The following is a 17,666-nucleotide window of genomic DNA, read 5'->3' as shown; positions in this document are numbered from 1 at the left end:
CTCTCCGTCGCCTAACAGCAGTCGCTCCCCGCATCGCAGGCCTCGCCGTACTCGACGCCCGTCGCCTCGGTGATCGCCTCGTTACACTCGCGGACCGTCGATTCGAACGCCTCCGCGCTCTCCTCCGCCTTGGCTGCCCGAAGCGCGTCGCCGAGCGACTCGGCGGCGGCCAGCACGTCGTCGGCGTCGGCGCTCAACAGCACCCACCCCCGAGCGACCGGGCGAAGTCCTCGCCGATCCGCTCGCTGACCGCGTCGTCCGTCCGCCGGAGCAGGTCGACGAGCGCCTCCTGTGCGGCTTGGTGGCGCTGGATCGTCTCGTTGTCCGCGACCTCCGACCTGAGGGCCTTGAGTTCGCTCATCAGGTCGCCGTCGAAGTCGGACCGGCGGACGCGCTGCTGTTTCTCCCGGTACTCCCGGAGGAGCGCCAGCGCCTCCGCGTCGTCCGCGAGGGCCTCCTCGGCGGCGACGAACTCCCGGTACGTCTCGGACTCCCTGAGGGTCTCGGTGAACGCGTCGAGCGCGTCCTCGACGGCCGGGTCGACCGACTGCGCGTCGCTCACGACGCGGTCACCTCCGGGGCCTCCTCGTCTAGGGACTCCAGCCCGGCGATCGCCTCGGCGAACGACCGGAGGTCGTCGAGGCCCACCGGCTCGTCGCCCCGGAGCGGCGCGAGCATCATCGGCGCGTCGAACCGGTCGGCGATCTCGTCTATGTAGCGGCGCTGCTGTGCGCGCCGGCTCTCGAAGAAGGCGTTGTCGCCGTACTCCTCCGGCAGGAGGTAGTTCGCCACGACGAGCGAGGTCTCGATGCCGACCTGGTCGCGGAGGTCCTCGGCGGCCCGATACGCCTCCATCATCGGCGTGTACTCGGGCGACATCACGAAGGCGAACGTGCTCCGGGCGGGGTCCTGCATCGTCTCGATCACGTCGTCGTACCTGTCGGCGCTCTCTGGCGCCGCGCCCCTCGTCAGCGACCCCAGATCCATGAAGCCCTTCCAGTCGCTCGGCAACTCCAGCAGTCGCAGCGTGTGGCCCGTCGGGGCGGTGTCGAAGACGACCACGTCGTACCCGTCCTCGTCGAAGTAGCTCACGAACTTCTCGAGCGCGGCCATCTCCTCGGCGCAGGGCGACTCCAGTTCCTCCTCGACGTTGGCGACCGCGGCGTCGACGTCGACGTCCCCGTCGCCGTCCTCGTACATCTCGGTGACGTGGTCGAGGACCTGCTCGCGGTACTCCTCGAGCGCGCGCTCCTGGTCGATCCGCGCCGCATCGAGGCCGGGTTGCCCGACGGACGTGGGCTCGTGTCCGACCGGCTCGCCGAAGATGTCCTCGAGGTGGGCGGCCGGGTCGGTGGTGACGACCAGCGTCTCGTACCCCTGCTCGGCGAGCGCGGTCGCCGTCGTCGACGCGACCGTGCTCTTGCCGACGCCGCCCTTCCCGGTGAAAAACAGGTAGCGCGTCCCGTCCGCCGGGCGAAGCTGGTCGGCGACCGCGTCGGCGTCGGCGAGCGAGTCGACGTCGGGTGTCGCGTCCGCGCTCGGTGCGGCCGCCCCGTCGTCGACGTCGACCGCGGGCTCGTCGCCGTCGTAGATGACGCCGCTCACGTCCGAGAGGAGGTCCAGTCCGGCGATCTCGCCGGGCTGTAACGGGTACGTCGCGACCGCCCGGTCGGAAAACGCCGATCTCGCGCGGTCGATGACGGCCCGTTCGTCCTCGCGTTTCCCGCCGAAGAACGGGTCGTCACACACCGACTCCGGCAGGTAGCCGTTGACGACCAGCAGCTGCGGCTCGATGCCGAGCTCGCGCAGGTCGGCGGCGCTCCGCTCGATCTCGTCTATCGACGAGTCCTCGGGCTTCCCCACGAAGGCGAACGCGGTCCGCTCCCCGTCCTGCAGCGTGTCGATAGCGCGCTCGTAGGCCGCCTTCTTGTCGCCCATCGACGCCGCCGGCCCGATACAGGTCGAGCCGCCCTTCTCGAGTTCGGCGTTCCAGTCGCTCGGCAGCTCCATCAGGCGGATCGTGTGCCCCGTCGGCGCGGTGTCGAAGACGACCACGTCGTACTCCGGACTGTCCATGAAGTCGACGAAGTTGTCGAAGGCGGCGATCTCCTCGACGCAGGGGCTGTTGAGCTGCTCCTCGACGGTTTCGAGCTGCTCGTCGTCCAGCAGCTCCCGCATCGGTTCGAGCGTCTCCCGGCGGTACTCCTCGGCGGCCACGTCCGGGTCGATCTCGATCGCCGAGAGGTTCTCGACGTTCCGGATCCCGGTCACCTCGTGGCCGATCTCCTGCTCGAAGATGTCCGAGAGGTTCGGCGCGGGGTCGGTCGTCACCAGCAGCGTCTCGTACCCGTTGTCGGCGAGCCACGCGGCGGTCGCACAGCTGACGGTGCTCTTGCCGACCCCGCCCTTGCCGCTGAAGAAGACGAACTCCGTCTCCTCCCCGGTCGGTTCGACGACCTCGCGGGCGGGGGTTGCTGCTCCCGCCATTCAGGCCTCCTGTGGCCGGGCGTCGCCGGCGACTGTCGCTTCGAGTTCGTCGTACGAGAGGTACGCCCCGGTGGCGACTATCTCGCCGTCGACGACGGTGATCGGGAGCACGGAGGGGCCCTCCTCGTCGACGAGGTCGTAGACCCGCTCCGTCTCCAGGAACCGCTCGATGTCGTGTTGCATGTTCGCGCGGGTGATCTCGACGTCGTCCAACTCCTCCTCCAGTTGGTCGAGCGCGGCGCTGACCCGGACGAGTTCGTCGTCGGGGTCCGGGCCGCAGACGCCGGTCGAACAGCACATCGCTTCCTCGTACAGCGTGAGTTCAGTCATGGTGGTCGGTTTGGTTTTCGGATCGTTCAATCGCTCGGTGCCGCCGCAGCGACGTATGCAGCTCGTCTACCGGATTACGATTAAACGTTCTTTCAATCAGGTCCATAAACCCACCGATCCAGCCGAGGACGATTTCGGACGTCTTCAACTCGAATGGCTTCGCGACACCTCGTGGTGGATTCGACGCAGTGTACTGAGTGCGTCTTACGGGCCAAAATGGGCTATATTCCGGTTCTACCTGGACTGTTTGATGGACGCCGCCCCGGCGGAAGCGCCAACCTCAGTTTACGCTGCGTTCATCTATAAGTCCGCTTCGAATGAATGGTACAGCGCTAGTTGAAACGACTATCGGGTCCTGAACCCGGCATCGCTCCCGTCCCACAACGTTTAATCAGATACGTGTTCAAATGTTCCGCATGTCATCTACCGACCGGCTCCGACGCTACCTCACCGACGAGCAGGGGAGTTGCTGCGAGGCCGACGTCGAGGAGCGGCTCGCGGAACTCGAATCGCTCGACGCGGGCGAATCCGCGATCGAATCCGACGTCGACGTCCTCTCCGCGTTCGCGAACGAGACGCGCTACAGGATCCTCCGGCTCCTGCACGTCGCCAACGAGGAACTGTGCGTCTGCGAGTTCGCCCCGCTCGTCGACGTCAGCGACAGCGCCATCAGCCACGCGCTGTCCAAGCTCACCGAGGCGGGCCTCGTCACCCGCCGCAAGGACGGGAAGTGGCGCAAATATCGCGCGACGCCGCGGGCAAGCGCCGTCATCGTCGCGCTAGACGGCTCGCGCGAACTCTGATCCGGGGGTCCCCGGGCCGGGCCGCGAAGCCGCCGGGCCTCACGGGTCCATGATCTTGGCCTCGGCCTTGCGGAGGTGCTCCAGAAACGTCGTCTTCGACACGGAGAACTCCGAACTCATCTCCCGGACCGAGGTCTCCCGGGGCCACTCGTAGTAGCCGGCCTGCCGTGCGAAGCCGACGACCTCCTTTTGCTTCGGCGAGAGGCTGTACTGGATCGGCAGGGGGCCGTGACTCAGCTGTCGGTCGCCGGAGATGACCTGCTCGACGTCGATTTCGGCGTCGACCCGCTCCCGGATCCGGTCGAGACGGGTCTCCATCTCCGCCCGGGACTCCTGGATGAACACCGGCCAGCGCTCGCCGGTCCCCCGGACGTGGACCGGGCTGTGGTTGATGAACCCCTCCGAGATCAGCGCGTCCCCGACGCTGTGGCCGGCGTCGTAGTCGACGATGAGGTCCGCCGACGGGACGCCGAACAGCGACTCGTACTCCAACTGTTGACTCGGCAGGACGTTCACCGACTCCGTGTACTCCGACCCCCGTACGGCGTCTATGAACGACTCGATATCCTCGCCCTCGCCGTCGAACACCGTGAAATGCCCCTTCGCGGTCCCGTCCGAAACGCGGTGGACGCGGTGCATGAGCATCTCCGCGCCCGTCTCCGACGCGGCGTCTATCCCCCAGCAGTCCCCGTGCCAGACCTGTAACAGCGCGCGGTTGCACGTCTCTACGTCTGCCTGACTCATGTGACGCCGTACCGACTCGAACCGTATAAAGGAACGATCTCGCGTGCCGGCGTCCGGCCCGCCGGCGGTCGCGGGATGGGGGCGCTCGTCACGGCGCGTCGGCTGTGACCCGGCGAGAGACGAACCGGACCACGGCCTCGACCGCCCGCCAGACCAGCGTCGCCCCGACGACGAGCACCGCCAGGACGACGAGCCCGAGCCACAGGAGGATCCCGTACTGCAGCCCGCCGACGGCACCGACGGCCAGCGCCGCGACGAGGCCGCCGCCGATGAGGACGGCAGCGCCTTTCAGCGCGAGGCGTTGCCGGCGACCGAAGCCGAGCCTGTCGTCCCGCCCGAGGACCGTCGGGAGGACCACGCCGACCGCCGCGACCCCGAGCGACAGCACGATGACCACGCTGCCGAAGATCGCCGCCATGCCGTGCGCGAACCCATCGCTGTCGGGCGGTGGCGGCGGCATCGTGACGAGGGCTTCGACGGTCAGGGCGGCGACCGCGACGCCGGCCCCGACGAGGAGGAGCCGAGCGGCTGCGACGAGGGTTTCGTCCGTCCCGGAGGGCATCGTCGCTACCTTTCTCGAACGGTGGGATAAGCTTTCGGCCGGTCGCTTCCGGGCGCTCAGGTATCGATCCCGAGGCGCTGCACCGAGGGGAGGTCCCAGCCGTACGTCACCGCCGCCAGCCGCGTTCCGACGGTCACGACCGCACAGGCCGCGGCCGCGGTCGGTCCGGCCGCGCCGACGCTCAACGCCGCCCAGTACGCGCACCCGCCCAACACCGCACAGCTCGCGTAGAAGTCGTCGAAGAGGATGAACGGGGCGCGGTCGAGGAGGATGTCCGCGACGGCACCGCCGCCGACCGCGTTGATGGTGGCGATGGCGACGACGCCGAACGCCGACACGCCCGCCCCCGTTGCGACGATAGCGCCGGTCGTCGCGAACGCCCCGAGCCCGACCGCGTCCGAGACGAGCGTGATCGGATGGCTGTCCGGCGACGAGAGGGCCGCGCTCAGCGCGACCGCCAGCCCGACGCCGACCAGCCCCAGGCCGACCTCGACCGGCGACTCCAGCGCCAGCGGGACCCGGTTCACCAGGAGGTCCCGCGTCGCCCCGCCGGCGAACGCCATCGCCAGCCCGACGACCGCGATGCCGAACAGGTCGAACTCCTCGCGGATCGCCTTCGCCGACCCGACGAGAGCGAAGGCGACCAGCCCGACCGTGTTCATCACTGCGAACGGGTCGCCGAAAAGCACCGTGACGACGTCTCGAAGCACTGCCCCCACCTACGCGGGCGGGCGTCTTGAGGACGCGTTCGCCGGAAACGCTTGCCCGGAGCCGGAACGACGTTCGAACGAACCTCTATAGGGGAGCGCCCTGTCGATACACCCGATGGCCCGCCTGGAGCGACTCAGGATCTTTCCGGTGAAGGGACTCGACGGGATCGACCTCGACGCGGCCGAAGTGCTCGACGGCGGCACGCTGGAACACGACCGCGAGTTCGCGCTGTTCGACGCCGAGGGGGACGTCCTCAACGGCAAACGGACCGACCGGGTCCACGACCTCTCGACCGAATTCGACCCGGCGTCCGCGTCGCTGCGCGTCGAAACGGGGGCCGGCGAGACCCGCCGGTTCGACCTCGAATCGGAGCGCGAGCGCGCCGCCGAGTGGTTCGGCGACTTCTTCGATGCCGACCTGACGCTCCGGCGCGACGCGTCGCTCGGGTACGTCGACCGGCGGGGGATGGGACCCTCGGTCGTCAGCACGGCGACGCTCGAAACCGTCGCGTCGTGGTTCGAGGACATGACCGTCGACGGCGCTCGGCGACGGCTCCGGGCGAACGTCGAGGTTTCGGGCGTCCCGGCGTTCTGGGAGGACCGGTTCGTCGGCGAAGCGGCACCCGGGTTCGCGGTCGGCGACGTCCGCTTCGAGGGCGTCACGCCGTGCGGGCGCTGTGTCGTTCCCCAGCGGGACCCGGACACCGGCGACCCGACCCCCGAGTTCCGCGAGCGGTTCGTGGCGAAGCGCCGCGAGACGTTCCCCGAGTGGGCCGACGACGACGCGTTCGACCACCACTACTCGCTGATGATAATCGCCCGCGTGCCCGAGTCCGACCGCGGGCGAACCCTGCGCGTCGACGACGACGTCGCGGTCGACGACTGATAGTTCCCGTTGACCGGCGGCCACTCCGGTCTTGGAGTGTCGGGCGACCGTACCCGATCAGAACGGCGTCGTCGGTCCCTCGTCGGACGTCGCGCTCCCCACGCGTTCGGCCTTTCCGATGACGACCCTGAACTCCCCGGGCTCCTTCTGTCGGTACTCCCAGCGGAACTCCGGCCCGGCCTCGGCTTCGAACTGGTGGTACAGCGGCTTGGGGTCGTGGTCGTTGACGAGGACGAACCCCTCGCCGTCGTCGAGGTCGGCGTAGGACTCGAAGATCAGTTCGTGGCGCTGTGCCGGGGGACGGTCCCGGACGTCCAGTTCCTCGCGGATTTCGAGCGACCCGTCGCCCGACGGTGCGTCGGACGCGTCGCGCTCCGGTTCGTCGGCGGCCCCGTCGTCCGCCTCGCGCGCCTTCGTGATCCGGACGCGGCAGCGGCCCGGCTCCTTCTCGACGACGTTCCAGGCGAACGAGCCGCCGTACTGCTGGCGGAACTCGCGGCGGAGCGGTTTCGGCTCGTGCGGGGCGATCAGTTCCATCGTCCCGCCCTCCGGGATCATCCCGTACCGGTGATGGATCGTCGGGTGCCGCTCCTGCTTGGGGATTTCCCGGACGTCGTACCGCGTGACGACGTCGTCGTCGTCGGCGTCGGACTCGCCGGTCTTGACAACCGCGACCCGCCATCCGTCCGACCCGCGGTTCCGGTACTCCCACTCGACCACGTCGCCGTGCATCGACTTCAGTTCGTGATACAGCGGCTTGGGGTCGTGGTCGTTGACGAGGACGAACCCCTCGTCCGGCTCCAGTTCGTCGAAGATGTCGAGGAGGGCCTCGTGTCGCCGCTGTGGCTTCAGGTCCCGCACGTCGATCGTTCCGAGTTCGCCCTCGGCCAGCGGTTCGCCCTTGGTCACCCGGAGTTCCCTCGGCTCCGCGTCCGGGTGCGCGTACTCCCAGTCGAGCGCGCGGCCCCGGTCGATCTGGTATCTGACCAGGTGCGCGTCGACGTCCCGGTCGGCCTCGACGGCGAGTTCGTCGCCGGGCTCCGCGTCCGTCAGCGCGTCGTACAGTTCCCGTCGGGACTCGTCCGCGGACCGACCGAGGAGGCTGAGTTCCGTCATCGTTCGTACCTCTCTCCAGCAGGCATATGTACTCCGTTGCGAATGCCTTCGGCGTCGTCGGAACCGGCCCGCCACGACCCGGTGACCTCGGTTTCGTCCCGCCGTCGTTTGAGGCCCTCCCCCGATAGACGCAGTGACGCCTTTTTCCTCCGACAGCGCTCACGTCGCCGCTCCTTCCGTGAGGGGCTGTTGCGATGTCCCCTTGCGGTGTTCGGCCGCCGTATTTACCTATCGAGAATCCGTGTTATTTGCTATCTCTACTGTCTAGTTATGTATCCAAGTACTTCATGTATTCGTTCACACGATCTGGCTCCCGGGACTCGATTCGTCGCCGGCGGTCCGCTCTCCCGATGCCACGTCGACGGTCCTTGATGCGCCGACATCGTTGCGGGGATCTGATGACCAGTGTAACGATAGTATTTGCGCTTGAGAGCGCTTAATACGTTCGTATCCGTTCGGAGGCGACGTTCGATCGCTTCCGGACGCTTCGAACGACGGAGTGTATCACCGTTACTCGTCCCACCGACCGAATCCGTCCGCATGCTGTCAGTTGGGCTTTTGCACCCGTTTTCATACGACACACGACACGTCATGAATCGTAGCTATAAGAAATTGATGTATTATTTTTATTTTATCTATCTCTCGAAACGCGTTCGACGCCGAGCCTCGTTGGTCCTGTCATCCCGGCCACAATCCGAGGCGTCGTCCGTCGTTTCACACCGCGCTGTGGTCACTCGACGTCCCTGTACCGCCGGTGTCCCTCCGCGGTCAGACGGTAGACGCCGGGGCTGTCGGTGGTGACGAGGCCGTCCCTGAACAACCGCATACAGCACTCCTCGACCAGAAAGGGATGCCCTTCGGTCCGGTCGATGAGTTGCTCCATTCCCAGAGGTTCGAGCCTGTACAGTTGGCCGAGGACGCGTCTCTCCATCGGTGTCCACTGGGTTCGGTCAGTCAGCACCCTGAGGGTACAGCCAGTGGCACTCGGTACAGCGTTCGATGCCGGCGACGTCCCGCGTCAGCGCCTCGCAGACCGGACAGTTCCTGTCGGCTTCCATCGTGCCTAGTACGAACCCCCGGTAGCCAGTATACACCGACCCGACCATGGGAGGGGTGCCCCGGCGGCCGCTCGTCGGGTCGTCGCGCTCAGTCGTCCTGGGTAGTGATGTCAGCAGAGAGACCCTGTGCCATCTCGATGTCGGTGGAGTTGTTGAGCGTCCAGGCGGTGCGCTCGGTGACGGCCTCGATCACTTCACGGGCGCTCGGGTAGCCGTTGCCGGACTTCTTGACGCCGCCGAACGGTAGCTGCACTTCAGCGCCGATACAGGGCAGGTTACCGTACGCCAGGCCCACTTCCGCGTGGTCGCGGTAGTAGTTGATCTGGCGGTAGTCCTCGCTGATGACCGCGCCGGCCAGCCCGTACGGCGTGTCGTTGTGGATCTCCACCGCGCGCTCGATGTCGCCCTCGTACTCGACCAGGGCGACGTGGGGGCCGAACACCTCCTCCTTCAGGCAGCGCAGGTCCTCGTCGTAGTCGACCTCGTAAACGAACGGGCCAACCCAGTTGCCCTCGGCGTGGCCCTCGGGGATTTCATCGTCGTCGAGTTCCGCGCGGTCGACGAGCACGTTCGCGCCCTCCTGCTGTGCGAGGTCGTTGTACTTCTGAATTTTCTCGACGTGGTCGGGTTCGATGGCCGGTCCCATGAACGTCTCGTCGTCGAGGGGATCGCCGACGGCGACCTGTTCGGCGATCTCGACGAAGCGCTCCTTGAACTCGTCGTAGACGTCCGTGTGGACGATGAGGCGCTCCGAAGAGACACAGCGCTGGCCAGTGGTTTTGAAGCTGGACATGACGGCCGAATGGACGGCGATGTCGAGGTCAGCCTGTTCGGTGACGACGATGCCGTTTTTGCCGCCCATTTCGCAGGCGGCGAGTTTGCCGGGGGTGCCGCCGACGGTGTCGGCGATCTGGTGGCCGACTTCCGCGGAGCCGGTAAAGAGGACGGTGTCGGTGCGGTCGTCCTGGACGATGGCGTTGCCGGCGTCGCCGAAGCCCTGGACCATGTTGAACACGCCGTCGGGGATGCCGGCGTCCTCGAACATTTCGGCGATGACCTGGCCACACCAGGGGGTTTGCTCGGCGGGCTTCCAGACGACGGTGTTGCCCTCGACCAGCGAGACGGCCATGTGCCAGAAGGGGATGGCGACGGGGAAGTTCCAGGGGGTGATACAGCCGACGACGCCGCGGGGCTTGCGGCGCATGTAGGCGTCTTTTTCGGGGATCTCGCTGGGGACGACGTCGCCCTTGGGGTGGCGGGCGTCGCCGGCGGCCCACTCGACCATGTGCCAGGCCTCGGTGACGTCGGCTTTGCCCTCGCTGATCTCCTTGCCGCACTCCTTGGTGACGATTTGGCCGAGTTCGTCGTGTCGGTCGCGGAGTTCGTGGTAGATGTCCCAGAGGTACTCGGCGCGGTCGATGCGGGAGAGTTCGCGCCACTCCTCGAAGGCGTCGTCTGCGGCGGCCATCGCCCGGTCGACGTCGGCCTCTGTGCCCCGGCGGAACTCGCCCAAGGATTCGCCGGTCGCGGGATTAGTGCTCTCGAACGTCTCCGTGCCCTCGCCGTCGGTCCACTTGCCGGCGATGTAGTGCTGGTGCGTCTCGGAACCGCTTCCCTGACTCATACGCGCTCGTCTCGCCCGACGTAGTAGAACCCCGTCCCTTCCATGGTCGGGGTCGGGTGATGTTCCACTACTTGAGCGGGGGTTGTCGGGTTCCGTGGCCGTTTCCCGGGCGATTGTCGGGGACGGAAGGAGTGTCGGTGCCGGACGGCGGCGTCACGGCAGGATCGCGCGGGCGGCAAAGAGGAGGTTCTCCTTGCGCTCCATGACGCGGCGGTAGAAGTACTGCGCCCACTTCGACCCGTAGGGGACGTACTGGACGACGCACACGTCCTCGGCCGCGAGGTCGAACTGGGCGTCCTCGCGCACCCCCATGAGCATCTGTATCTCGTAGGGCGTGCCGTACTCCTCGTGGAGGCGTCGGGCGCGCGAGATCATCTGTGGGTCGTGGCTCCCGACGGCGACGCGGTCGAACTCGCTGAAGAGGTAGTCGAGGTGTTCCTCGTAGGCCTCGTTCACCCGCGATTTGTCCGTGTGGGCGACCGACGCGGGTTCGTCGTACGCCCCCTTGACGAGGCGGACGGTCGCGTCGGTCGCGGCGAGGCGTTCGAGGTCGTCGCCGGTCCGCTTGAGGTTCGCCTGGATGGCGACGCCGACCTCGGCCCCGTCGCGTTCGGCGTTCTCGACGACGGCATCGAGCGTCGCGTCCGTCGTCGTGTGGTCCTCCATGTCGACCCAGACGAAGACGTCGTGGTCGATGGCGTTGCCGACGATGTCGGTGAGGTTCTCGGCGAAGGCGTCGTCGCCGACGTCGAGTCCGACCTGGCTGGGTTTGACGCTGATCGACGCGTCGAGCCCGCGCTCGGCTATCTCGGCGGTCAGGCGGCGGTACTCCTCGGCGTCCTCGGCCGCGGGGCCGCGCTCGTCGTAGTGCTCGCCGAGGAGGTTGAGGATGGCACTGACGCCCCGGCCGTTGAGGTCGGCGGCGTACTCCAGCGCCCCCTCCGTCGATTCGGCAGCCACGAAGTTGTTCGCGATCGGCGGAATCACGATAGCCAGTGTCGGTTCGATCGACAAAAAAGATCCTATCCAATCAAATAAGGGAACGACAGCCGCACGCGATCGTCGTACTGCGGCCGCAGAACCCGTGAACCCGTCGTTTCGAGCATTGTGAACTATTGCGCCCCGTGAACCGGTAGCCGTGACGGATCCACGCCGGGCCAGACTCCACGACGCGCCCGGGCGGGGCGTGGTATTACACAACTAGGAATGTAATTATTGTCCGCTATTCGGAGCCGTCCGACGAACGAGTTCGTATATTGTGAAACGAGGATAGATCGGGCTGATCGCCGCCGTAGCCGTCGCGGTCGCAGTCTCCGCGGACGCCAGCGATCCCGTGTTCGTCCTGCTAACAGGTACGATATCGCCGCTGTAGGGAACGTATGAACGGCCGGAGCCCATGGTTCACATGATGCGAACTCTTTTGTGGGCGGGGCGCGTGCCGTGGGACAATGACCGACGAAACCCGGACGTTCTCGACGACTGAGACGTCCTTTGCAGTCGTCCACGTCATCGAGGACGCGGGCGGGGCGACGTTCGCGGAGCTCAGGTCGCGGCTCGACCTCTCGAAAAGCTCGCTGTACTACCACCTGGCCACCCTCGAGAAGCTCGGCTACGTGGTGAAGGAGGACGGGACCTACCAGCTCGGCCTGCGCTTTCTCTCCCACGCCGAGCGCGCGCGGCGCAAGGAGCCCGCGTTCGACGTCGTGCGCTCGAAGGCCCGCGACCTCGCCGACGAAATCCCGGAGGAGATCACCTTCTCCACCGAGGAGAACGGCCGGCTCGTCGTGGTGTACCACAACATCGGCGGCTCCGCGATGACCGACTTCAAGATCGGCCAGTACCTCCACATGCACGCGACGGCCAACGGGAAGGTGTTGCTCGCCGAGATGTCGGACGAGCGCATCGACGAGATCATCGACCGCTGGGGGCTCCCGGCGCTGACGGAGCAGACGATCACGGACCGGGACGAACTGCGGGCGGAACTCGACCGCATCGCCGAGCAGGGGTACGCGGTCAACGACGAGGAACAGCGCGAGGGGCTCCGGAGCGTGGGCGCGAAGATAACGAAGCCCGACGGGAGCGTGCTGGGCGGCCTCGCGGTCGACGGGCCGACCTACCGGCTGACCGACGAGCAGATCGAGCAAAGCACCGTCGGGCGGCTGTTCGACACGATCGACGAGATAGAGGCCGAACTCGGCTGACCGGCGTCGCGCCTCCGGTGGTTACGGCGGATCACAGCGCTTTTATATTGCTATATTTATTTTCGGAGCGTGGTAGAAGCAGGCGTAAACACCGTGGTCGGGCTGGTAGGCTATCTGATCGTCGTGGTCGCGATCGGCCACTGGGGGTCGAAGCTGGTCTCCTCCGGCGAGGACTTCTTCCTCGGCGGCGACCAGCTTCCGGGCTGGGCGCTGGCGCTCTCGGAGCGAAGCTCCGGGATGTCCGGCTGGCTCCTGCTGGGCGTGCCGGGGCTGGCGTGGTCGGTCGGCCTCTCCGCCGTCTGGGTGCTCGTCGGCACGACCGGCGGGGCCATCTTCCAGTGGATCGTCTACGCGCGGCCGTTCATGGAGGGCCGGAAGGAGACCGGTGCGATCACCCCGATCGGGCTCCTCGCGGAGAAGATCCCCGGCGATTCGTCGGCCGTCCGCGCGCTGCCGGCGCTGGTCACCTTCGTGTTCTACATGGGCTACGTCGGGGCGCAGTTCCTTGCCGGCGGCAACATCTTCCAGAACGCCTTCGGGATCGACCCCGTCGTCGGTATCGTCGTCGTCGGCGTCGTCGTCACGGCGTACTCGCTTGCCGGCGGGTTCCCCTCGGTCGTGTGGACCGACGTGATGCAGGCGCTTTTGATGCTGTTCACGCTCGTCGTGCTCCCGGGGTATCTCCTCGTCTCCGTCTTCCTCGACCCATCCACCTCGCTCGTGGGCGGCCTCGCCGCGTCCGGCGGGAGCCGGGCGACGTGGTTCGGCGGCCGGACCGACGCCGCCGCCCTCGTGTTCCTCGGGGCCAGCCTGAGCTGGTTCTTCCTGTATCTGGGCGGCTACCCCCACCTCGACGCCCGGTTCATGGCGGTCCGCAACGACGCCGACCGCCGCTCGGCCATCCTCGTGGCGACCGTCTGGGGGATCCTCACCTCCTCCGGTGCGGTGCTGCTGGGGCTGCTCGCGCGCGTCATCAACGGGGCCCCGGCGGCCGTGCAGGCGGACCGCGAGATGGTGCTCCCGTTCATGGTGCTGGAACACCTCCCGGGGCTGCTCGGGGGCGTCCTCCTCGCCGGCGCGCTCGCGGCGATGATGTCGACGGCGTCCTCGCAGATCGTCGTCGCCAGCTCCGCGGTCGCACAGGACGTCTACAACGAGATCCTGACGAAAGGCGAGGAGTTCAGCGAGGCGTCCCAGCTCCGCGTCTCACGTGCGGCGACGTTCGCGGTCGGCGTGATCGGGCTCGCCATCGCGTTGCTGACGTCGGACCTGGTGTACACGCTCGTGAGCTACTCCGGCACCGGGCTGTTCTCCGCCTTCGGCCCGGCGTTTACCCTCGTGTTCTTCTGGCGGCGGGACCTTTCCGTGGCCGGCCTCGTCGCCGCGTTCGTCGCCGGACCCGGGGCGACCATCCTCTGGGTCGGCCTCGGGCTGGACGCGGTCATCACGGTCCGGCTCATCGCGCCGCCGATCGGGTTCGCCGCCGCGATCGGTGCCTCCCTGCTGTGGCCGGACCGGGAGCCGACCGATCGGCCGTCGGCGGTGGGCACTCCGGGTCAGGACTGACGCGGACACGGCCATCCCCGGCCCGACCGGGGCGTCGGCGCGTGTTCGGCCGCCGCTTAGCTGAGGAAGAAGCCGTCCCGGAGGGGGTCGTCGGGGTCGATCACGAACTCGCTGCGCCCGGTGACGTGTGCGCTCCCGGCGATCTCGGGAACCACGGCGTCGTAGCCGCCGTACGTCGTCTCCCGCGCGACCGTCCCGCGGAAGGCCGTCCCGACGACGCTTTCGACGACGAACTCGTCGCCTGCGTCGAGGTCGCCGCGTTCGTGCCGGATGGCGAGCCGGCCGCTCACGCCGGTGCCCGTCGGCGAGCGGTCGATCTGGCCGTCCGCGAACACGCAGACGTTCCGGCTGTCACGGTCCTGGGCCGCGGCCGGCCCGCGAAAGATGGTCCCGTACAGGAAGCTCAGGTCGTCCTCGACCGGGTGTTCGACGGCGAACGCGTCCGCGACGGCCCGCTTTACCGCCATCCCGGTCCGGCGTATCTCGTCGGCGTTGTCCGGCGAGAGGTTCAGTCCGAACTGGTCGGCGTCGCAGTAGGCGTAGAACGCGCCCCCGTACCCGAGGTCGAACTCGACCGCGCCGTGGCCGGGGACGTCGACGGTCGCGTCTAGGAGCGGGGCGAACGACGGGACGTTCTCGAAGGAGACCGACGTCACCCTCTCCCCGTCGAGTCGGGCCGTCGACCTCACGAGCCCCGCCGGGGTGTCGAAGGCGACGTTGGCCGTCGGCGGGCTCGCCGGGAGCATCCCGGTCTCGACGAGGGCCGTCCCGAGCGCGATGATCCCGTGGCCACACATCGAACTGTAGCCCTCGTTCGTCGTGAACAGGACGCCGACGTCGGCCTCGTCGGTGACCGGCTCCGTGAGGACCGCGCCGTACATGTCGGCGTGCCCGCGCGGCTCCCACAATAGCGCGGTCCGGAGGTCGTCGTGGGACTCCCGCAGCTGACGCCGCCGTTCGAGGATCGTTTCGCCCTCCAGGTCCGGAAAGCCATCGACGACGATCCGGAGCGGCTCCCCGCCCGTGTGCGATTCGATCGTTTCGATCCGGTGCCACTCCTCGGGTATCCGCGGCTGGTCCAGCATGGACCGGTGGTTTCCGGTCGACGATATATATTCCTTTGCCGACGCGGCGCGTCGGGGACCGTCCCGCGGCCGCGAGCCCGGACGACCGCGCCGGGCGCGTCACAGTTCGACCGTCGTCCCGACGCCCCGGTCACGGGCCAGGCCGTAGACGTGTTCGGCGGTCGCCGCGTCGAACACCGCGCTCCCGACGCTCTCGACGACGAGCACCTCGTCGTCCGCCCGCCGGCCCGTCTCGCCGGTGAACGCCTCGCCCAGCGGAACGAGCCGGTCCGCCGTCAGCGACGTCGCGGCGAGGTCGCCCGTCTCGATCGCCTCGCTCGGAACGTCCGCGAACACCCGGGCGGCCGCGTCGAACACGGCCGGTTCGATCTCCTGCATCTCCGGCCGGAAGGCTCCGATACCGACGACCAGCGTCCCCTCCCGGACGGCCTCGGCGGGGAACACCGGCTCGGTGCTCGTCGTCGCCGTTATCACCACGTTCGCGTCCCGGACGGCCGACTCCGCGGACTCGGCCGCGCTGGCCGGGATCCCCTCCGACGCGAGGTCGTCCGCGGCGGCGTGTTTCGACTCGCTCGGGGCGTAGATGGCGACGCTCCGCAGGTCACACAGCGCGTCGACCGCCCGGGTCTGCCACCGCGCCTGGACGCCCGCGCCGATGACGGCCAGATCCACCGGACTGACGGCCAGCGACCGGGCGGCCAGCCCGCCGATACAGCCCGTCCGCGCGTTCGTGACGCCGTTGGCGTCCATGATCGACACCGGCAGCCCGGTGCGCGCGTCGGCCAGGAGAAGCTGTGAGTGGAGCGTCGGCACCCCTTCCGGGTTCCCCTCGTGGACGCTCACCAGTTTCGTGGCGAAGTGGTCGCTCCCGTGGATATAGGCGGGCATCGCCAGCCCCGTTCCGAGCGGTTCGTTTCCGTCGAGCCCCCGCCCGATCGGGTAGTGCGGGCGGTTCGGTCGCTCCGCCGCCCCCGCGTCCTGTTTGATCTGGGCGCGTTCGACCTCGGCCGCCACGTCGGGGAGACTGACGAGGGAGGCGACGTCCTCGCCTGATAGCACCAGAACCATACTGCTACGTCAGCGTTCCCTCCCTTAGAGCTTACTACGCGGCCGTCCCTGACTCGTCTCCTCGGCGGCGGTCCTCCGAGGCGTGCGGTCGACGGTGACGGGAGAGGAACGTCGCGGATCGAACGCCGATAGATTAGTGAAGAGGCCCCACTTCTATACTGTTCTACCCGTCGTAACGGCGTTCCAATGGCGAGTGAACCGATGACTGAAACTGCCTGGCCGCTCACTTGGATGGAGTTGATCCCCGGTGCCGTTGCGTCCGCAAAGATCCCTTCTGAGTGACCGAATGCGGTGGGTTCAGAACGGACGACGCGACCGGTGGGACCTCAGAGCGCCAGTCTCCCTCCTCGACCCGGCGATGTCAAGACACGGGAGCATGACACACGGATCCGAAGGTCCGTCTGTAATGTGTGGATCGCACATCATTGGACGCGTAGAACGACCCGACTGCCTGTCGAGGACCCGTCAGAACGGCGACCAGTACCTCGTGTGTCCCGTGATATTTGAAACCTATAAGAGCGGCCGCACAACATGGGTTTACAATAGTATGATTGTAATTTGGTTGATGGACGCCGTCGGCGGCACTCCCGCAGGCGCGGGCAGCGATGCGGCGGGACCAAGGCGGATCCGCGGCACGGGCCCGTGTTAAACCCACCATACTGTCGCCCGGCCGCGCGGTTCGGCGGGCGGACAGGGGAGTTCGCGGCCCGCGACCCGGATGTGCCATTGTGTATCATAGTCTTGAATATACAGACGTTTATATGGGGTGCGGGATCGAGGGGAACGCCGCTGTGCCCGAGGACGACCGTGCGCGGCGGCTCCCCGACTGGACTTTCACAGCGTGGCCGACCCGTCGGCTCAGCGGTTCCTCGCGAGACGTACGACTCCGGCGTCCGGGGCTCACTCGTTCGTGCCGCTCCAGCGGTAGCTCTTCCGCCTGGCGTCGGTCAGGCACTGTTCGGTGTCGATGAGTTCGGCCTCCTCGAGGTTCTGTAACGCGTACCGGATCGTTCGGGGCGGGAGCAGGGTGCACTCGCTGAGCCCGTCTATCGTGAGGTCGTCCCGCTGTTTGAGCGCGTACGCTACTAACTTCGTGCTGGGCGCTTCGTCCCTGAGCGTGGACTCGGTCCTCGTGGAAAAGGGACTCTGGATCGACTGCTTTTGGGCTCCGACCATCGTTCATTGGAATGTTCGATATCCCATAAATAGGTTTCCCCGGGGTCGATATTCGCCCCTATCCGGCGTCGTCTCGGCCGGATCCCGCCCGGCCCATGGGGCCACTCGGGCGGTACTGCCCGGTGGCCCAGCGACCGTCCCTGAGAACTTCCGACTCGCGGCCGCGGGATACCCCATGCTAACACCCGACACCTATTTAAACGAACGGAATATCTACACGCCTTAATAGGCCGTTTGGCTGGGGATCCAA

The 17,666-nt window shown here is 67.4% G+C and carries 18 protein-coding genes; 4 read left to right on the top strand and 14 right to left on the bottom strand.

Features of this window, described 5'->3' with window-relative positions:
- Positions 1 to 11 precede the first annotated feature (11 nt).
- From hcsS to arsD, 4 genes are read right to left on the bottom strand one after another with little or no spacing between them, the layout of a single operon-like run.
- The gene (hcsS, locus tag EYW40_RS13735) at positions 12 to 203 is read right to left on the bottom strand and encodes a halo-CC-star protein HcsS (RefSeq protein ID WP_202614541.1); all 192 of its coding nucleotides are present in this window, start codon (positions 201 to 203) and stop codon (positions 12 to 14) included.
- Positions 194 to 562 carry a halo-CC-star protein HcsL gene (gene hcsL / locus EYW40_RS13730; protein WP_135822225.1) on the bottom strand — a complete coding sequence of 123 codons (369 nt, stop codon included), beginning with the start codon at positions 560 to 562 and terminating at the stop codon, positions 194 to 196. The genes hcsS and hcsL overlap by 10 nt, the downstream gene beginning before the upstream one ends.
- Positions 559 to 2,487: an arsenical pump-driving ATPase gene (gene arsA / locus EYW40_RS13725; RefSeq protein ID WP_135822224.1), complete on the bottom strand. Its 1,929-nt coding sequence runs from the start codon at positions 2,485 to 2,487 to the stop codon at positions 559 to 561. Before arsA ends, hcsL begins: the two co-directional genes overlap by 4 nt.
- Positions 2,488 to 2,817, bottom strand: a complete 330-nt coding sequence (gene arsD / locus EYW40_RS13720; RefSeq protein ID WP_135822223.1) for an arsenite efflux transporter metallochaperone ArsD — start codon at positions 2,815 to 2,817, stop codon at positions 2,488 to 2,490.
- Between the two features lie 416 nt (positions 2,818 to 3,233).
- Here arsD and EYW40_RS13715 point away from each other — a divergent pair, with 416 nt between their 5' ends.
- On the top strand, positions 3,234 to 3,620 hold the full coding sequence (locus EYW40_RS13715) for an ArsR/SmtB family transcription factor (RefSeq protein WP_135822222.1): 387 nt from the start codon (positions 3,234 to 3,236) through the stop codon (positions 3,618 to 3,620).
- 39 nt (positions 3,621 to 3,659) lie between these two features.
- Here the strand turns inward: EYW40_RS13715 and EYW40_RS13710 are convergent, their stop codons facing one another.
- The 3 genes from EYW40_RS13710 to EYW40_RS13700 form a co-directional block, all read right to left on the bottom strand.
- On the bottom strand, positions 3,660 to 4,364 hold the full coding sequence (locus EYW40_RS13710; protein ID WP_135822221.1) for a helix-turn-helix domain-containing protein: 705 nt from the start codon (positions 4,362 to 4,364) through the stop codon (positions 3,660 to 3,662).
- Positions 4,365 to 4,452: 88 nt separating this feature from the next.
- Entirely contained in the window at positions 4,453 to 4,926 is a 474-nt protein-coding gene (locus tag EYW40_RS13705; RefSeq protein WP_135822220.1) for a hypothetical protein, read from the bottom strand.
- Between the two features lie 56 nt (positions 4,927 to 4,982).
- Positions 4,983 to 5,588, bottom strand: coding sequence for a trimeric intracellular cation channel family protein (locus tag EYW40_RS13700; RefSeq protein ID WP_202614555.1), 606 nt, complete (start codon positions 5,586 to 5,588; stop codon positions 4,983 to 4,985).
- A 163-nt stretch (positions 5,589 to 5,751) separates the two neighbouring features.
- Between EYW40_RS13700 and EYW40_RS13695 the strand changes: the two genes are divergently transcribed.
- Positions 5,752 to 6,522: an MOSC domain-containing protein gene (locus tag EYW40_RS13695; protein ID WP_135822218.1), complete on the top strand. Its 771-nt coding sequence runs from the start codon at positions 5,752 to 5,754 to the stop codon at positions 6,520 to 6,522.
- A gap of 57 nt (positions 6,523 to 6,579) precedes the next feature.
- On the opposite strand, the gene EYW40_RS13690 is transcribed toward EYW40_RS13695, so the two are convergent.
- The 4 genes from EYW40_RS13690 to EYW40_RS13675 all read right to left on the bottom strand — a co-directional run bounded on the left by EYW40_RS13690 (position 6,580) and on the right by EYW40_RS13675 (position 11,307).
- Positions 6,580 to 7,638: a DUF2249 domain-containing protein gene (locus tag EYW40_RS13690; protein WP_135822217.1), complete on the bottom strand. Its 1,059-nt coding sequence runs from the start codon at positions 7,636 to 7,638 to the stop codon at positions 6,580 to 6,582.
- 730 nt (positions 7,639 to 8,368) lie between these two features.
- Positions 8,369 to 8,569: a hypothetical protein gene (locus EYW40_RS13685; protein ID WP_135822216.1), complete on the bottom strand. Its 201-nt coding sequence runs from the start codon at positions 8,567 to 8,569 to the stop codon at positions 8,369 to 8,371.
- A gap of 215 nt (positions 8,570 to 8,784) precedes the next feature.
- A complete protein-coding gene (locus tag EYW40_RS13680; RefSeq protein ID WP_135822215.1) occupies positions 8,785 to 10,320 on the bottom strand; it encodes an aldehyde dehydrogenase family protein in 1,536 nt (511 codons plus the stop codon).
- Positions 10,321 to 10,473: 153 nt separating this feature from the next.
- Positions 10,474 to 11,307, bottom strand: coding sequence for a proline dehydrogenase family protein (locus EYW40_RS13675; RefSeq protein ID WP_135822214.1), 834 nt, complete (start codon positions 11,305 to 11,307; stop codon positions 10,474 to 10,476).
- Between the two features lie 461 nt (positions 11,308 to 11,768).
- Between EYW40_RS13675 and EYW40_RS13670 the strand changes: the two genes are divergently transcribed.
- Both EYW40_RS13670 and EYW40_RS13665 read left to right on the top strand, forming a co-directional pair.
- The gene (locus EYW40_RS13670) at positions 11,769 to 12,521 is read left to right on the top strand and encodes an IclR family transcriptional regulator (protein ID WP_135822213.1); all 753 of its coding nucleotides are present in this window, start codon (positions 11,769 to 11,771) and stop codon (positions 12,519 to 12,521) included.
- A 69-nt stretch (positions 12,522 to 12,590) separates the two neighbouring features.
- The gene (locus EYW40_RS13665; protein ID WP_135822212.1) at positions 12,591 to 14,087 is read left to right on the top strand and encodes a sodium:solute symporter family transporter; all 1,497 of its coding nucleotides are present in this window, start codon (positions 12,591 to 12,593) and stop codon (positions 14,085 to 14,087) included.
- Positions 14,088 to 14,143: 56 nt separating this feature from the next.
- On the opposite strand, the gene EYW40_RS13660 is transcribed toward EYW40_RS13665, so the two are convergent.
- The 3 genes from EYW40_RS13660 to EYW40_RS13650 all read right to left on the bottom strand — a co-directional run bounded on the left by EYW40_RS13660 (position 14,144) and on the right by EYW40_RS13650 (position 17,416).
- The gene (locus tag EYW40_RS13660; RefSeq protein WP_135822211.1) at positions 14,144 to 15,172 is read right to left on the bottom strand and encodes a proline racemase family protein; all 1,029 of its coding nucleotides are present in this window, start codon (positions 15,170 to 15,172) and stop codon (positions 14,144 to 14,146) included.
- Positions 15,173 to 15,271: 99 nt separating this feature from the next.
- On the bottom strand, positions 15,272 to 16,240 hold the full coding sequence (locus tag EYW40_RS13655; RefSeq protein WP_135822210.1) for an ornithine cyclodeaminase family protein: 969 nt from the start codon (positions 16,238 to 16,240) through the stop codon (positions 15,272 to 15,274).
- A gap of 900 nt (positions 16,241 to 17,140) precedes the next feature.
- Positions 17,141 to 17,416 carry a MarR family transcriptional regulator gene (locus EYW40_RS13650; RefSeq protein WP_135822209.1) on the bottom strand — a complete coding sequence of 92 codons (276 nt, stop codon included), beginning with the start codon at positions 17,414 to 17,416 and terminating at the stop codon, positions 17,141 to 17,143.
- Positions 17,417 to 17,666: the final 250 nt, after the last annotated feature.

Origin of the sequence: Halostella litorea (genome assembly GCF_004785955.1) — an archaeon.
Lineage (GTDB): Archaea > Halobacteriota > Halobacteria > Halobacteriales > Natronoarchaeaceae > Halostella > Halostella litorea.
The sequence above is the reverse complement of the archived record's forward strand: the minus strand, read 5'-3'. Positions and strand labels throughout refer to the sequence as shown.

What these genes read in the sequence shown, in the direction of transcription:
- EYW40_RS13705 (WP_135822220.1), bottom strand. Translation starts at nt 4,926, where the DNA reads ATGCCCTCCGGGACGGACGAAACCCTCGTCGCAGCCGCTCGGCTCCTC.
- EYW40_RS13695 (WP_135822218.1), top strand. Translation starts at nt 5,752, where the DNA reads ATGGCCCGCCTGGAGCGACTCAGGATCTTTCCGGTGAAGGGACTCGAC.
- EYW40_RS13690 (WP_135822217.1), bottom strand. Translation starts at nt 7,638, where the DNA reads ATGACGGAACTCAGCCTCCTCGGTCGGTCCGCGGACGAGTCCCGACGG.
- EYW40_RS13715 (WP_135822222.1), top strand. Translation starts at nt 3,234, where the DNA reads ATGTCATCTACCGACCGGCTCCGACGCTACCTCACCGACGAGCAGGGG.
- EYW40_RS13710 (WP_135822221.1), bottom strand. Translation starts at nt 4,364, where the DNA reads ATGAGTCAGGCAGACGTAGAGACGTGCAACCGCGCGCTGTTACAGGTC.
- EYW40_RS13685 (WP_135822216.1), bottom strand. Translation starts at nt 8,569, where the DNA reads ATGGAGAGACGCGTCCTCGGCCAACTGTACAGGCTCGAACCTCTGGGA.
- EYW40_RS13655 (WP_135822210.1), bottom strand. Translation starts at nt 16,240, where the DNA reads ATGGTTCTGGTGCTATCAGGCGAGGACGTCGCCTCCCTCGTCAGTCTC.
- EYW40_RS13650 (WP_135822209.1), bottom strand. Translation starts at nt 17,416, where the DNA reads ATGGTCGGAGCCCAAAAGCAGTCGATCCAGAGTCCCTTTTCCACGAGG.
- EYW40_RS13660 (WP_135822211.1), bottom strand. Translation starts at nt 15,172, where the DNA reads ATGCTGGACCAGCCGCGGATACCCGAGGAGTGGCACCGGATCGAAACG.
- EYW40_RS13680 (WP_135822215.1), bottom strand. Translation starts at nt 10,320, where the DNA reads ATGAGTCAGGGAAGCGGTTCCGAGACGCACCAGCACTACATCGCCGGC.
- arsA (WP_135822224.1), bottom strand. Translation starts at nt 2,487, where the DNA reads ATGGCGGGAGCAGCAACCCCCGCCCGCGAGGTCGTCGAACCGACCGGG.
- EYW40_RS13670 (WP_135822213.1), top strand. Translation starts at nt 11,769, where the DNA reads ATGACCGACGAAACCCGGACGTTCTCGACGACTGAGACGTCCTTTGCA.
- arsD (WP_135822223.1), bottom strand. Translation starts at nt 2,817, where the DNA reads ATGACTGAACTCACGCTGTACGAGGAAGCGATGTGCTGTTCGACCGGC.
- EYW40_RS13700 (WP_202614555.1), bottom strand. Translation starts at nt 5,588, where the DNA reads ATGAACACGGTCGGGCTGGTCGCCTTCGCTCTCGTCGGGTCGGCGAAG.